Below are 13,368 nucleotides of genomic sequence, written 5' to 3' on the forward strand. Positions count from 1 at the left end.
CAGCCCCCGGCCGGGACCGACAGTGCGCGCGCTTATACGCGAAAATGCCCGGAAATCAAGCCGCCGCAGCCAGCCGGCGACCGCGGCGCGGTCTCGACGCCCGCGCGTGCGGCCCAATGATATAAAGGCGTTGAGAAGCCTGCCGCCTCGGCCACATCCCCGCCCCGCAACTTGACAGGAAGCGCTCGGCAGTGTTCCTGCCGCCGCTAATTCTTAACAGGCAGGTTTCGTCACGTCATGAGCAGCGCCTTCGTGTTCCCCGGGCAGGGCAGCCAGGCGGTCGGCATGGGCAAGGCCCTCGCCGATGAGTTCGCCGTCGCCCGCGCCGTGTTCGAGGAAGTCGACGAGGCGCTGGGCGAGAAGCTGTCTTCCGTCATGTGGGACGGGCCGATCGAGACGCTGACGCTCACCGCCAACACCCAGCCGGCGCTGATGGCGGCTTCGCTCGCGGCGCTGCGCGTGCTGGAGAGCGAGGCCGGCCTCGACCTGAAGCGCGACGCCGCCTTCGTAGCCGGCCATTCGCTGGGCGAATATTCGGCGCTCGCCGCCGCCGGTTCCATCTCCATTGCCGATACCGCCCGGCTGCTGCGCCTGCGCGGCACCGCCATGCAGGCGGCCACCCCCGTCGGCACCGGCGCCATGGCCGCGATCCTCGGCCTCGACTTCGACAAGGTCGCCGCTGTCGCCGCCGAGGCTGCCCAAGGCGAGGTCTGCGACATCGCCAATGACAATGCGCCCGGTCAGGTCGTGGTCTCCGGCAACGCCGCCGCCGTGGAGCGGGCCTGCGAGATCGCCAAGCGCGAGGGCGCCATGCGTGCCATCCTGCTCACCGTGTCCGCGCCGTTCCATTGCAGCCTGATCGCCTCGGCCGCCGACGCGATGCGCGAGGCGCTCGCGGGCGTCGAGGTGCGTGCGCCCAAGGTGCTGCTCGTCGCCAACGTCACCGCCGCGCCGGTCGTCGATCCGGCCGAGATCCGCGCGCTGCTGGTGAAGCAGGTGACCAGCACCGTGCGCTGGCGCGAATCCGTTGCCTTCATGGCCGAGCAGGGCGTGACCCGCCTGGTCGAGGTCGGCACCGGCAAGGTACTGTCCGGCCTCACCAAGCGTATCGCCCGCCACGTCGCCGCCGCGAATGTCGGCACGCCCGATGATATCGCCGCCTTCGCCGCCGCCCCTGCGGACGCGTGAAGGCTTCGGCGAGAGATTTCAGGAGATTCCCGTGTTCGATCTGACTGGCAAGACGGCCCTCGTCACCGGCGCTACCGGTGGCATCGGCGGCGCCATCGCCAAGGCGCTGCATGCCCAGGGCGCGACGGTCGCCATCTCCGGCACGCGTCGGGAAGTGCTGGAGACGCTGGCCGGCGAACTCGGCGAGCGCGTCCATGTGTTGCGCTGCGACTTGTCGAACACCGAGCAGGTCGAGGCGCTGGTGCCGCAGGCCGAGGAGACCCTCGGCGAACTCGACATCCTCGTCAACAATGCCGGCATCACCCGTGACGGGCTGTTCGTCCGCCTGACCGACGAGATGTGGGACCAGGTGATCGCGGTGAACCTCACCGCCGGCTTCCGCCTGACCCGCGCCGCCGCCCGCTCCATGATGCGCCGTCGTACTGGCCGCATCATCGGCATCACCTCGGTGGTGGGCGTCACCGGCAATGCCGGGCAGGGCAACTACGCCGCCGCCAAGGCCGGCATGATCGGCATGTCCAAGGCGCTGGCCAAGGAAGTCGCCGCCCGCGGCGTGACGGTGAACTGCATCGCGCCGGGCTTCATCGCCACGCCGATGACCGACGTTCTGAACGACAAGCAGAAGCAGGCGATCCTCGCCGCCGTGCCGGCCAACAAGCTGGGCACGCCGGAGGACATCGCCGCCGCCGCCGTCTACCTCGCCTCCAACGAGGCCGCCTATGTCACGGGCCAGACGCTGCACGTGAATGGCGGGATGGCGATGATCTGATTCAAGGCCACCAAAGCCGCGCGGGACCTTGCCTTAGGGCGCTGGTTTTGCCGGTTGAAGTGTGCTAACGACCGCCACGGCTCACAGGGGCGGACGCCGCGTAAGAGGCGCGGAAATGTCCGGGCACCTCCTGTAATCGGGGCAGAAAACAGGCCGCCTACACCGCGTTCGCGCGGGGGCCAGATGGAACAACGTAGCAAACCTCCGGATACGGACGAGGGTGAACCGATGAGCGATATTGCCGAGCGCGTGAAGAAGATTGTAGCCGAGCATCTGGGCGTCGAGCCCGAGAAGGTTACCGAGAATGCCAGCTTCATCGACGACCTCGGCGCGGACAGCCTCGACACGGTCGAGCTGGTCATGGCTTTTGAAGAAGCGTTCAACTGCGAGATTCCGGACGACGCCGCCGAGACCATCCTGACGGTCGGCGACGCCATCAAGTTCCTGGAAAAGAACGCGGCCTGAGGGCCCTCGCGCGCTGCGGCGGTTCCCCGCCGCGGCGCCATCCCAGCATGAAGTTCTCCGGAGACATCGGATGAGGCGCGTCGTCGTTACCGGCCTCGGCATGGTGACGCCGCTCGGTTGCGGCGTCGACACCAGCTGGAGCCGCATTCTCGAAGGCAAGAGCGGCGCGCGCCGCATCGAGACTTTCGAGGTCGAGGACCTGCCCGCCAAGATCGCCTGCCAGGTCCCTCGCGGCGACGGCTCGGACGGCACCTTCAATGCCGACGAGTGGATGGAGCCGAAGGAGCAGCGCAAGGTCGACGACTTCATCATCTATGCGATGTCGGCGGCGACCCAGGCGCTTAACGATGCCGGCTGGCATCCCTCGACCTATGAAGAGCAGATCTCGACCGGCGTTCTCATCGGCTCCGGCATCGGCGGCCTGAATGGCATCGCCGACACCTCGATCCTGCTGAAGGAGCGCGGTCCGCGCCGTGTCTCGCCCTTCTTCATTCCCGGCCGCCTGATCAACCTCGCGGGCGGCTACGTGTCGATCGAGCACGGCCTCAAGGGGCCGAATCATGCCGTCGTCACCGCCTGCTCGACCGGTGCCCATGCCATCGGCGATGCCGCCCGGCTGGTCATGTTGGGTGATGCCGACGTCATGGTGGCTGGCGGCACCGAATCGCCGATCAGCCGCATCGGCATGGCCGGCTTCGCCGCCTGCCGCGCGCTGTCGACCAGCTTCAACGACACGCCCGAGAAGGCCTCGCGCCCCTATGACAGGGACCGCGACGGCTTCGTCATGGGCGAGGGCGCCGGCGTCGTGATCGTCGAGGCGCTCGACCACGCGCTGGCGCGCGGCGCCAAGATCTATGGCGAGATCGTCGGCTACGGCATGTCGGGCGACGCCTTCCACATCACCGCCCCCTCCGAGGACGGCGACGGCGCCTATCGCAGCATGCAGGCGGCGCTGAAGCGGGCCGGCATCTCGGCCTCCGAGATCGACTACATCAACGCCCACGGCACCTCGACCATGGCCGACGAGATCGAGCTCGGCGCGGTGACGCGCCTGCTTGGCAACGCGACGGCGACCGCCTCGATGTCCTCGACCAAGTCGGCCATCGGCCATCTGCTCGGCGCCGCCGGGGCGGTGGAGGCGATCTTCTCGCTGCTGGCGATTCGCGACCAGATCGCGCCGCCGACGATCAATCTCGACAATCCTTCGGTCGAGACGGCGCTCGATCTCGTGCCGCACACGGCGCGCAAGCGCGAGGTCAATTACGCGCTGTCGAACTCCTTCGGCTTCGGCGGCACCAACGCTTCGCTGGTCTTCAAGCGCTACGCGAACTGACCGCACAGGGTTGCGGATGCCGGGGAAAGCGTGATTTTCCCGGCCGGCGGGCTTCCCGCTTTCGCCATTTTTTGGGGTAGTCTGCGCCTGAGCCTTCCGGTCCGGATGGAATCATCCGGGCGACGGGAAAGCGCTCCAGGTTCAACGAGCCAGGGCATGTTCTCATCGAGGAAGCCGTCCGGCTTCCGCCGAACATGTCCCGGCGTTGCGCCACCTGTGAACGCCCGGCGAGGCCCCGATGACCGACGAGATTGCTCCGACGCCGACCGGCGCTCCTGCTTCCACCCCCACCGGGAAGCAGCCTGACCGCCACTGGGCGTCGCGCCGCGCGCACCATCCGGTGATCGCTGCCGGCAGCGCCCTCTTCACCCTGCTTCTCGTCGCCATGGTGCTCGGCGGCGGCGCGCTGTGGATCGGCGATGCCCGCTACCGCGCGCCCGGCCCGCTCGCCGCGGACAAGGCGGTGGTCGTGCCGAATGAGTACGGCGTGATGGATATCGCCGACCTCCTGGTGAAGCAGGGCGTGATCGCCGACAAATGGGTCTTCGTCGGCGCCGCCGTCGGCACCCGCGCTTCCGGCAAGCTCAAGGCCGGCGAATACGCCTTCCCGCAGGGTGCCTCGATCGCGCAGGTGCTCGACACCATCGTGTCGGGCAAGGTGCTCGAATACACCGTCACCATTCCCGAGGGGCTGACAAGCGACCAGATCGTGCAGCGGCTGATGGACGTACCGGAGCTCTCGGGTTCGATCCGTCAGGTGCCGCGCGAGGGCAGCCTGATGCCGGACACCTACAAGATCACCCGCGGCACCTCGCGCGAGGACGTGCTGCGCCGCATGGCGCGCACGCAGGACGCCGAGCTGAAGGAGATCTGGGAGAAACGCGACCCCTCCGTGCCGCTGAAGTCGCCGGAGGAACTCGTCATCCTCGCCTCCATCGTCGAGAAGGAGACCGGCGTCGCCGAGGAGCGCCCGCTGGTGGCGGCGGTGTTCGTCAACCGACTCAACAAGAAGATGAAGCTGCAGTCGGATCCGACCATCATCTACGGTCTGGTGCGCGGCAAGGGCCGGCTCGACCGGCCGATCACCCGCACCGACATCACCAGCCCGACGCCCTTCAACACCTACGCCATCGTCGGCCTGCCGCCCGGACCGATCGGCAATCCCGGCCGCGCCTCGCTGGAGGCGACCGCCAACCCCGCCAAGACGAAGCATCTCTACTTTGTTGCCGACGGCACCGGCGGCCACGTCTTTGCCGAGACGCTGGACCAGCACAACAAGAACGTCACGCGCTGGCGCCAGATCGAGCGCGACCAGAACGCGGCCGGCACGCCGGCGGGCACTTCGGGCAATACCGGCGTGCCGCACGAGATCGACTGAAGCGTCCCCGCCGCCCACCGCAATATCGCACGCCTCGCTTGAGGCGTGCAGCACGCGCCGTTATGTTCCGCCCGCCGCAGGGGGCCGCAGTGGACCGGGGCGGGCAAGGGGTAAGAGTATGGCGCTCGCCAGCATGACAGGCTTCGCACGCACGCAGGGCACCAGCGGCGCGTGGGGCTGGGCCTGGGAGCTGAAGTCGGTCAACGGCAAGGGCCTCGACGTCCGGCTGCGCCTCCCCGCCGGCTGGGAAGGGCTGGAGCCGGGCCTGAAGCAGATCGCCTCGCGCGTGCTGGCCCGCGGCAACGTCAATGCCAACCTGTCCATGACGCGCTCCGATCCCGAAGTCAGCGTGCGCATCAATGAGGACGTGCTGCGCGCCGTCGCCCATTCCGTGCGCAAGGTTGCCGCCGAACTCGACGCGCCGCCGGTGCGGCTGGAGAGCCTGCTCGGCCTCAAGGGGGTGATGGAGATAACCGAGGCCGAGGAGAGCGAGGAGCAGCGCCGCGCCGCCGAGGCGGCGGTGGTCTCAGGCTTCGAGAAGGCTTTGGCCGACCTATCCGCCATGCGGGCGCAGGAAGGCGCTGCGCTCGGCATCGTGCTGGGCGAGCGGCTCGACGGCATCGCCGCGCTCACCGCGGCGGCCGAGGCCAACCCGGCCCGCCAGCCCGACGCGATCCGCACCAAGCTGCACGAGCAGCTGCGCGTGCTGATGGAGTCGGGGGTGAATTTCGATCCCGACCGGCTGCATCAGGAGGCACTGCTGATGGCCTCCAAAGTCGATGTGCGCGAGGAGCTCGACCGGCTGGTCGCCCATGTCGCCGCCGCGCGCGCCATGCTGGGCGAGGGCGGGGCGGTCGGGCGCCGGCTCGACTTCCTGGCGCAGGAATTCAACCGCGAGACCAACACGCTCTGCTCCAAGGCCAACGACGTGTCGCTGACCGCCATCGGGCTGGAGCTCAAGGGCCTCGTGGAGCAATTCCGCGAGCAGGTCCAGAACATCGAGTGAGGCGACGCGCATGACCAACCCACCCGCCATTTCGGTCGCGCGCCGCGGGCTGATGCTGGTGCTGTCCTCGCCCTCGGGCGCGGGCAAGTCGACGCTGGCCCAACTGCTCCTGAAGGAGCACCCCGAGATGCACCTCTCGGTGTCCGTCACCACGCGTGACCGGCGTCCGAGCGAGGTCGAGGGCATCCACTACCACTTCATCAAGCGCGAGCGCTTCGAGAAGCTGCGCGACACCGGCGACCTGCTGGAATCCGCCGAAGTGCACGGCAATTTCTACGGCACGCCGCGCGAGCCGGTGGAGACGGCGCTGGCGGCCGGCAAGGACGTGCTGTTCGACATCGACTACCAAGGCACGCTGCAGCTCTACGAGAAGATGCGCGCCGACATCGTCGGCGTGTTCATCCTGCCGCCCTCGGCCACCGAGCTGAAGACGCGGCTGGAGCGGCGGGCGGAGGACGCCTCCGGCGTGATCGAGAAGCGGCTGAAGAATGCCCGCACCGAGATCGCCCACTGGGAGGAATACGACTACGTGCTGGTCAACGAGGACCTGAACACGACCTTCATCAACCTGCAGGCCATTCTTTCCGCCGAGCGCCTGCGCCGCCAGCGCCAGCTCGGCCTTGCGCCTATCATCGAGCGGCTGGACGAGGAACTGGCGGCGATGACCGCCTAGGCGGTCCGCATCGCCTTCCAGGCATTAGCGAGGGCGACGAAGCCCTCTACCGGAATGCGCTCGGCCCTTTCGGTCGGCTCGATGCCGGCGGCGGCAAGCAGTTTGCCCGCATCCACGCCGAGGCTCTTCAGGCTCTGGCGCAGCATCTTGCGGCGCTGGCCGAAGGCGGCTTCCGTCACCTTCTCCAGCGCCTTCAACTCGCAGGGCAGGGGTTTTTCGCGCGGGACGATATGCACCACCGAGGAGGTCACCTTGGGCGGCGGCACGAAGGCTGAGGCGGGCACATCGAAGGCGATGCGCGCATTGGCCCGCCAGCCGGTGAGCACGGCGAGCCGGCCGTAATGGTCGCTGCCCGACGCGGCGACGATGCGCTCGGCCACCTCGCGCTGGAACATCAGCGTCAGGCTCTCATACCAAGGCGGCCAGGGATCGCTCGTCAGCCAGCCGACCAGCAGCGGCGTCGCGATGTTGTAGGGCAGGTTCGCGACGATGGCCGCGCGGGTGCTGGCGGGAATGAGCGCCGCATAGTCGGCGGCGAGGGCGTCGCCCTCCACCACCTCCAGCCGACCCGGATAATGTGCCGCGACTTCTGCCAGCGCGGCGATGCAGCGGCGGTCGCGCTCTATGGCGATCACCTTGTCCGTTCCGAGCGCCAGCAGCGCGCGGGTGAGGCCGCCCGGTCCCGGGCCGACCTCGATGACGGTCAGTCCTTCCAGCTTCCCCGCGGTGCGGGCGATCTTCGAGGTGAGGTTGAGATCGAGCAGGAAGTTCTGCCCCAGCGACTTCAGCGCCGAGAGGCCATGCTCGCGGATCACCTCGCGCAGCGGCGGGAGATCGTCGACGCTCATCTCGCGCTCACGCCGTCGGGCCGAACGCCAGCGCCGCGTCCGCCGCCGCCCGGTCGCGCTCGGCGAGCCGCCGGGCGAGCCGTAGCGCCTCGATCAGGCTCGACGGGTCGGCGCGGCCGGTGCCGGCGATGTCGAAAGCGGTGCCGTGGTCGGGCGAAGTGCGCACGAAAGGCAGTCCGAGCGTGACATTGACCGCGCGGTCGAAGGCGAGCGTCTTCACCGGCGCCAGCACCTGGTCGTGATAGGCGCCGATGGCGACGTCATAGGTCCGCCGCGCGGCGGGATAGAAGAGGGTGTCGGCAGGCAGAGGTCCCCGCGCGTCGATCCCTTCGCGCCGCAAGGCCTCGACGGCGGGGCGCGTGACCTTCTCGTCCTCCTGCCCGATCGTGCCGTCCTCGCTGGCGTGCGGATTGAGGCCGCAAAACGCGAGGCGGGGGCTGGCGATGCCGAAGCGGCGCGTCAGGTCGCGGGCGACGATGCGCCCGGTCTCGATGAGCAGCTCCTGCGTGAACAGGCGCGGCACCTCGGCGATCGGCACATGGATGGTGGCCGGCACGACCGCGAGGTCCGCGGACCAGATCATCATCACCGGGCGCGGCGCCGGGTTGCCGGCAAGGTGGGCGAGATACTCGGTATGGCCGGGGAAGGTGAAGCCGGCGGCGTAGAGCACCGCCTTGGAGATCGGGTTGGTGACGATGGCGCCGGCGCGGCCCGCCTGCACCAGTCCGACCGCCGCGTCGATGGCGGCGCGGGCCGACGGCGCGCTGCTGTCGTCCGGCCGTCCCGGAGTAGCGGTGACGCGCGGCCCGACGGGGACGACCGGCAGGGCGGTGAGGAACAGGCGGGAGGCCTCCTCCGGCGTGCTCTCCTCGACCGGCACGGCGAGACCGAGAAGCTCCGCGCGTGCACGTAGAAGTTCAGGATCACCAGTGACGAGAAAGGGCGGCAGGCTGCGCTCGGCGCGCAGCATCCAAGCTTCCAGCGCGATGTCGGGCCCTATGCCGGCAGGATCGCCCGACGACAGCGCCAGCACGGAAGATGGGGAGGGCGCCATGGCCGTCCTAGCGGTATTGTATCATGGCACCCTTGCGGGCTTCCGCCAGAAGCCGCTTGGAGACGGCCTCGAACTGCTTGGTCTCCAGATCGGCCCGGACCTCGCGCTTCTGCGCGCTCTCGCCGACGACCTCGCGCCGTGCGCAGATGGCGACCATCTCGATGCCGGCGCGGGTGACTTCGGGCGGCGTAAGCTGGCCGACCGGCGTGCTGTCCATCACCTTGCGCACGCCCTCGCTCATGTCGGCGGAGGTGCGGATGACCGGATCGCGTACCACGGCCTCGCGCATGCCGCGGACGGTGGCGACGCCGCCGTCGCAGCTGGTGAAGCTCTTGCGCAGGCTGTTGGCCTCGGCCATGCGCTGCGAGCGCTGCGCCGGGTTGGCGGTGCGGCCGACGACGAGGACGACCTGGCGAATGGTGTATTCGGTTGTGCGCTGGGCCTTGGTGAGATCCTCGCCCTTGGTCTGCAGCGCCGCGAACACGTCGGAATCACGCACGGTGGCGGCCGAGGAGTAGCGGCCGCGCACATAGCTGTTCCAGACGTAATCGGCGCGCATCTTGGTCTTCAGCATGCGCGCATCAAGGCCCGACTGGGTGAGCGCCTGGGTAAGCTGATCGGGCGTGCGGCCGGAGCGGTTCGCCATACGCGCGAACATCTTCTCGATCTCGTCCTTGTCGGCGGTGACCCCGCCGCGCTCGGCCGTGATGATCTTGAGCCGCTCGTCGATCAGGTCCTCGAGCGCCTGCTTCTGGCTCAGCGACAGGCGTTCGGTCAGCTGGGCGAGCTTGATGCGCTGCGCCACGTCGAAGCTGGTGATCGGCTGACCCTGCACCATGACGAGGATCCCCTGGGCGCTGGCGGCGCCGGGGAAGGCGGCAAGGGCGCAGGCGGCGACCATGCCGGCGACCAGGGTCCGGGCCGCCCGCTCCGCGATCAGACGACGGCAGGCGCGCCAACCATCCCGTATCCAGGCCCCTGCGAGCATGTTGCGTCCCGTTCTTCCTTCCCGCCGCGCGGCGGCGATCCTTGGCGTTCCACCGATCGCGCTTTCTGATCGGCGGATGTGGCGTCAATGCGACGCCGGAAGCTAGTCGTCCGAACCGAGGACGGAGCCTACGTCGGAGGAGAAGCCGGCCTCGCCGAGCGTCTTCAGGGTGATGGTGACCAGCACCGTGTCGACCCGCTCGCGGTTGCCGCTCTCCGTATAGTCCGAGCGATAGCTCAGCGCGAGGCCGAAGCACTCGTCGATATAGGAGATGCCGAACAGCGTGTAGTCGATCTCGTCGAGGTTGAGGTTGTAGCGGGCGGCAGCCCGGATGCTCCAGTTCTCGTTCAGCTTGAGCGAGCCGGTGCCGAGGATGCCTTCGCGCTCCTCGTAATAGCCGAGCAGCGGCTGCGCAGTGTAAAGGCCGTACAGGGCCGAGACCGACAGCTTGTCGATCACCGCGCGGCCTTCGACCTCGTAGCGCTGCACCGACCAGTCGTCGTGGTCGAACCGGAAGCGGTTGATCACCGAGAAGTTCTTGGTCGGCTGGTAGTAGAGGCGGGCGACGTAGTCGGAGGTGTCGTCCTCGAGGCCCGATTCCGCACCGGTGTTGGCCATGTCGAGCTCCGAATAGGAGTTCAGGCCGAACAGTTGGTAGGACTGGCCGAACAGGGCGTTGACCTGGCCGCCATTGTTGAAGTTGGCGGTATACTGCACGCCGACATTGGCGCGCCCGCCGCCCTCGACGCGGTCATAGCCGGAATATTTGCTGATCTCGAACAGGTTGGTGTCGTCGAAGATCAGGCTCTGCGCGTCCTCGTTCGGGAACTGGCCGATGTCGGTCTCGTCCGGACGGATGATGACCTGGGCGATCGGCTCGATGGTCTGGGTACCCCAGCTCTGCGTCGAGATGAACGGGTAACGGTATTCCAGGCCGACGGCCGGCATGGCGCGCACGAGCGAGTCGTCCCCGCTGGGCAGCCACGGAAAGTCTTCCGCTTCGGTCTGCACCGAGGCGAGGTCGAGCTGCATGTTGAAGAACGGCGTCCAGGTCTGGCCGGCCGCGTCGATGAAGGTGCGGCGCCAGTCGACCACGCCGGTCGCGCGGGTGTAGCTGCCGGCCATGCCGCGCATGAGGCAGGCCTCGCGTACGCTCACATCCGGCGGGATGCGGCTGAGGTCGCACTGGTTGGTGGGACCGTCATAGAGCGTCGGGAAGAGCGGGGCGTACAGCGCCGAGGTCGCGCGCAGGTCGATCTCCTGGCGGCTCAGGCTGGTCAGGTTGAAGTCATAGCTGAACTGGCCGCCGAACACCGACTGGCCGAGCGTCTTGCTGTAGTCGATGACCGGATGGACGACCGGCTGCTGATCCTGAACGTCATAGGAGGTCAGGCCGGTGAAATACATCGCCCGGGCGTCGAAGTAGCTGCGGTCGCCCTGGCCGACGAGGTAGAGCTGCGAGGTCACCTCGCGGACGCTTTCGCTGATGAGGTTGTAGTCCTCCAGGAAAGTCTCGTCCGACATCAGCCAGCCGTCCCACCCCCAGTACCAGTTCTGGTTGATGTTGAAGCGGCCGTGGGTCTCGACCATGCCGCGCTGGTCGCGATCGCCCGGCTGACCGGCAAATTCGTCCCTGTCCTGCTGCTCGATGCCGGCGGCGCGGATGCTGTAGGCGCCGGTCTCCAACCGGTGGCGGAATTCGCCGTCGAGCATCACGCCCTGCTTGGAGACGATGAGCGGCGAGAACGTCACGTCCATGTTGGGCGCGATGTTCCAGAAATACGGGATGGTCATCCCGTAGCCGATCTCCGAGCTGTTGATGAACTGCGGGATCAGGAAGCCGGACTTGCGCTTCACCGTCGGGTCGGGCGCCTCGAGATAGGGCGTCCAGGCGATCGGCACGCCCAGGAACTCCAGCCGGGCGTCATGGAAGTAGATCATCTGTTCTTTTTCTTTGTGGATGATCTTGGCGGCCCGCACCTGCCACAGCGGCGGCTTCTGCGGGTTCTCCTTACAGGGTTCGCACGGCGTGTAGGCGCCGCTGGTCAGCACCGTAGTGTCGCCACCGGAGCGGTCGGCGCGCGCGGCGACGAAATGCATGTTGTCGGGCGTGTCGATGCGCAGCGAATTGACGAAGCCGTCGGTGAACTGCTGCGACAGGTCGAGATTGTCCGCGGTGATGATCGTGCCGTCCTTGTCCTTCAGGCGGACGCCGCCCTCGGCACGCAGACGGTTGTTGGCGCGGTCATAGACGACCCGGCGCGCCTCGAGCACGGCACCGTCGTAATAGATCTGGACGTTGCCCTCGGCGATGACCTCGTTGCGCGTGTTGTCGTAGACCAGCTCATCGGCGGTCACGAGCATCTTGGCATTGGGATCGTTCTGGCGGTTCCCCAGCAGCTCGTTCGCCATGGCGGGCGCACCGCCGGCGTTCTGAGCATGCGCCGGCTGCGCCGGAGCGAACGCAACCAGCGTAGAGGAACTCACCGCGAAGAACAGCCAACAAGCGGACGCAGAGAGCCAGCGCGAACGACGCTTGCTCACCGAGTCCGCCTGGCCGGCGTACAGGTTGCCGACCTTCATCCGTCCTCCCGATGAAGCAGGATGAGAATGCCCATCAATGCCCCAACGACCGCTGGAAACCACGCTGCAATAACGGGATGCACAATCCCGGCCTCGCCAAGGTCTTCGGCGAGCTTGGTAGACACATAAAGCAGAAAGCCGGCGGCGACGCCACCGAGAATCGTCTGCCCGATGCCGCCGAAGCGGAACACGCGCAGGCTCACCGAGGCCGCGATCAGCACCATCGCCAGCAGCAGCATAGGCCGCGCCAGCAGGCTCTGATACTGCAGCCGGTAGCGTTCCGCACCGAAGCCCACGCGGGTGGCGGCATCGATCGCCGCCGGCAGCTGCCAGAACGGGACGGTGTCGCTCTGGAGCGTTTCCTGGACTTGATTCGGGGTGAGGTTGGTCGCGAGCATGTACGCATCGTACTCCTGCAACCCTATGCCAGGAGTTAAGACGCGCGCATGTTCGAGCCGCCAGGCGCCGGGTTCGAGAATGGCCCGCACCGCCTCGATGCGCTCGGTGAGCTTGTCGTCCGCCCCGAACAGGAAGACGTTGACGCCGGTGAGCTGGCGCCCGCCATCGCTGGTCGCCGCGGCCTGTATGATGGCCTGGCCGTCCACGCTTTGCTGGCGCATCCAGAAGCCGCCGGTGGTCATGGCGAAGAGGCCGGTCTGGCGGTTGAAGATCTCCGCCTCCAGCCGGCTGGCGCGGTCCTTGAAGTCGGCCGAGACCGGATTGTAGACGGTCGTCGAGAACACCCCGAGCAGCAGCGCGAGCAGGCATGCGGGTGCGATAAACTGCCACGCCGAGATGCCGGCGGCGCGAGCCACGACCAGCTCCAGCCGCCGCGACAGCGTCAGGAAGGTGCCGATGGCGCCGAACAGCACCGCGAAGGGCAGCAATTGCTCGGTGAAGAACGGCATGCGGTAGACGACGAGCAGCATCAGCGTGCCGAAGTCGACGTCGCGCTCGCCGACGCGCCGCGACAATTCGAGCAGGTCGATGAGCATGATGAGGCCGGCGCACCCGACGAAGATGCCGAGCACGGCGCCAAGGAATCGCCGACCGAAATAGACCCCGAGCGTGCGCCCGATCACG

General features: G+C 67.8%; 12 protein-coding genes. 7 read left to right on the forward strand and 5 right to left on the reverse strand.

Annotation, left to right across the window (positions count from 1 at the left end; genetic code table 11):
• Window positions 1–237 precede the first annotated feature (237 nt).
• The 7 genes from fabD to gmk all read left to right on the forward strand — a co-directional run bounded on the left by fabD (window position 238) and on the right by gmk (window position 6,812).
• Window positions 238–1,188 carry an ACP S-malonyltransferase gene (fabD, locus tag SNOV_RS05430; protein ID WP_013165909.1) on the forward strand — a complete coding sequence of 317 codons (951 nt, stop codon included), beginning with the start codon at window positions 238–240 and terminating at the stop codon, window positions 1,186–1,188.
• A 31-nt stretch (window positions 1,189–1,219) separates the two neighbouring features.
• Window positions 1,220–1,957, forward strand: coding sequence for a 3-oxoacyl-[acyl-carrier-protein] reductase (gene fabG / locus SNOV_RS05435; RefSeq protein ID WP_013165910.1), 738 nt, complete (start codon window positions 1,220–1,222; stop codon window positions 1,955–1,957).
• 228 nt (window positions 1,958–2,185) lie between these two features.
• Window positions 2,186–2,422 carry an acyl carrier protein gene (locus SNOV_RS05440; protein ID WP_013165911.1) on the forward strand — a complete coding sequence of 79 codons (237 nt, stop codon included), beginning with the start codon at window positions 2,186–2,188 and terminating at the stop codon, window positions 2,420–2,422.
• 70 nt (window positions 2,423–2,492) lie between these two features.
• On the forward strand, window positions 2,493–3,755 hold the full coding sequence (gene fabF / locus SNOV_RS05445) for a beta-ketoacyl-ACP synthase II (protein WP_013165912.1): 1,263 nt from the start codon (window positions 2,493–2,495) through the stop codon (window positions 3,753–3,755).
• Window positions 3,756–3,993: 238 nt separating this feature from the next.
• Entirely contained in the window at window positions 3,994–5,133 is a 1,140-nt protein-coding gene (gene mltG / locus SNOV_RS05450) for an endolytic transglycosylase MltG (RefSeq protein WP_013165913.1), read from the forward strand.
• A gap of 118 nt (window positions 5,134–5,251) precedes the next feature.
• A complete protein-coding gene (locus tag SNOV_RS05455; RefSeq protein ID WP_013165914.1) occupies window positions 5,252–6,139 on the forward strand; it encodes a YicC/YloC family endoribonuclease in 888 nt (295 codons plus the stop codon).
• Window positions 6,140–6,149: 10 nt separating this feature from the next.
• Window positions 6,150–6,812: a guanylate kinase gene (gene gmk / locus SNOV_RS05460; protein ID WP_013165915.1), complete on the forward strand. Its 663-nt coding sequence runs from the start codon at window positions 6,150–6,152 to the stop codon at window positions 6,810–6,812.
• Here gmk and rsmA read toward each other — a convergent pair.
• From rsmA to lptG, 5 genes are all read right to left on the reverse strand, one after another.
• Window positions 6,809–7,660, reverse strand: coding sequence for a 16S rRNA (adenine(1518)-N(6)/adenine(1519)-N(6))-dimethyltransferase RsmA (rsmA, locus tag SNOV_RS05465; RefSeq protein ID WP_013165916.1), 852 nt, complete (start codon window positions 7,658–7,660; stop codon window positions 6,809–6,811). The two genes, gmk and rsmA, sit on opposite strands and share 4 nt — an antisense overlap.
• Window positions 7,661–7,667: 7 nt before the next feature.
• On the reverse strand, window positions 7,668–8,714 hold the full coding sequence (pdxA, locus tag SNOV_RS05470) for a 4-hydroxythreonine-4-phosphate dehydrogenase PdxA (protein ID WP_013165917.1): 1,047 nt from the start codon (window positions 8,712–8,714) through the stop codon (window positions 7,668–7,670).
• A gap of 7 nt (window positions 8,715–8,721) precedes the next feature.
• A complete protein-coding gene (locus SNOV_RS05475) occupies window positions 8,722–9,702 on the reverse strand; it encodes a SurA N-terminal domain-containing protein (RefSeq protein ID WP_013165918.1) in 981 nt (326 codons plus the stop codon).
• 102 nt (window positions 9,703–9,804) lie between these two features.
• Window positions 9,805–12,114 carry an LPS-assembly protein LptD gene (locus SNOV_RS05480; RefSeq protein WP_081441022.1) on the reverse strand — a complete coding sequence of 770 codons (2,310 nt, stop codon included), beginning with the start codon at window positions 12,112–12,114 and terminating at the stop codon, window positions 9,805–9,807.
• 167 nt (window positions 12,115–12,281) lie between these two features.
• On the reverse strand, window positions 12,282–13,367 hold the full coding sequence (lptG, locus tag SNOV_RS05485) for an LPS export ABC transporter permease LptG (protein ID WP_013165920.1): 1,086 nt from the start codon (window positions 13,365–13,367) through the stop codon (window positions 12,282–12,284).
• Between the last annotated feature and the right edge of the window lies 1 nt (window position 13,368).

This window comes from Ancylobacter novellus DSM 506 (genome assembly GCF_000092925.1).
In the GTDB taxonomy this organism is placed as follows: Bacteria; Pseudomonadota; Alphaproteobacteria; order Rhizobiales; family Xanthobacteraceae; genus Ancylobacter; species Ancylobacter novellus.

Excerpts from the sequence above, each read along its gene's own strand:
- fabD (WP_013165909.1), top strand. The coding sequence starts at position 238 with ATGAGCAGCGCCTTCGTGTTCCCCGGGCAGGGCAGCCAGGCGGTCGGC.
- SNOV_RS05440 (WP_013165911.1), top strand. The coding sequence starts at position 2,186 with ATGAGCGATATTGCCGAGCGCGTGAAGAAGATTGTAGCCGAGCATCTG.
- fabF (WP_013165912.1), top strand. The coding sequence starts at position 2,493 with ATGAGGCGCGTCGTCGTTACCGGCCTCGGCATGGTGACGCCGCTCGGT.
- mltG (WP_013165913.1), top strand. The coding sequence starts at position 3,994 with ATGACCGACGAGATTGCTCCGACGCCGACCGGCGCTCCTGCTTCCACC.
- SNOV_RS05455 (WP_013165914.1), top strand. The coding sequence starts at position 5,252 with ATGGCGCTCGCCAGCATGACAGGCTTCGCACGCACGCAGGGCACCAGC.
- gmk (WP_013165915.1), top strand. The coding sequence starts at position 6,150 with ATGACCAACCCACCCGCCATTTCGGTCGCGCGCCGCGGGCTGATGCTG.
- rsmA (WP_013165916.1), bottom strand. The coding sequence starts at position 7,660 with ATGAGCGTCGACGATCTCCCGCCGCTGCGCGAGGTGATCCGCGAGCAT.
- pdxA (WP_013165917.1), bottom strand. The coding sequence starts at position 8,714 with ATGGCGCCCTCCCCATCTTCCGTGCTGGCGCTGTCGTCGGGCGATCCT.
- SNOV_RS05475 (WP_013165918.1), bottom strand. The coding sequence starts at position 9,702 with ATGCTCGCAGGGGCCTGGATACGGGATGGTTGGCGCGCCTGCCGTCGT.
- SNOV_RS05480 (WP_081441022.1), bottom strand. The coding sequence starts at position 12,114 with ATGGCGAACGAGCTGCTGGGGAACCGCCAGAACGATCCCAATGCCAAG.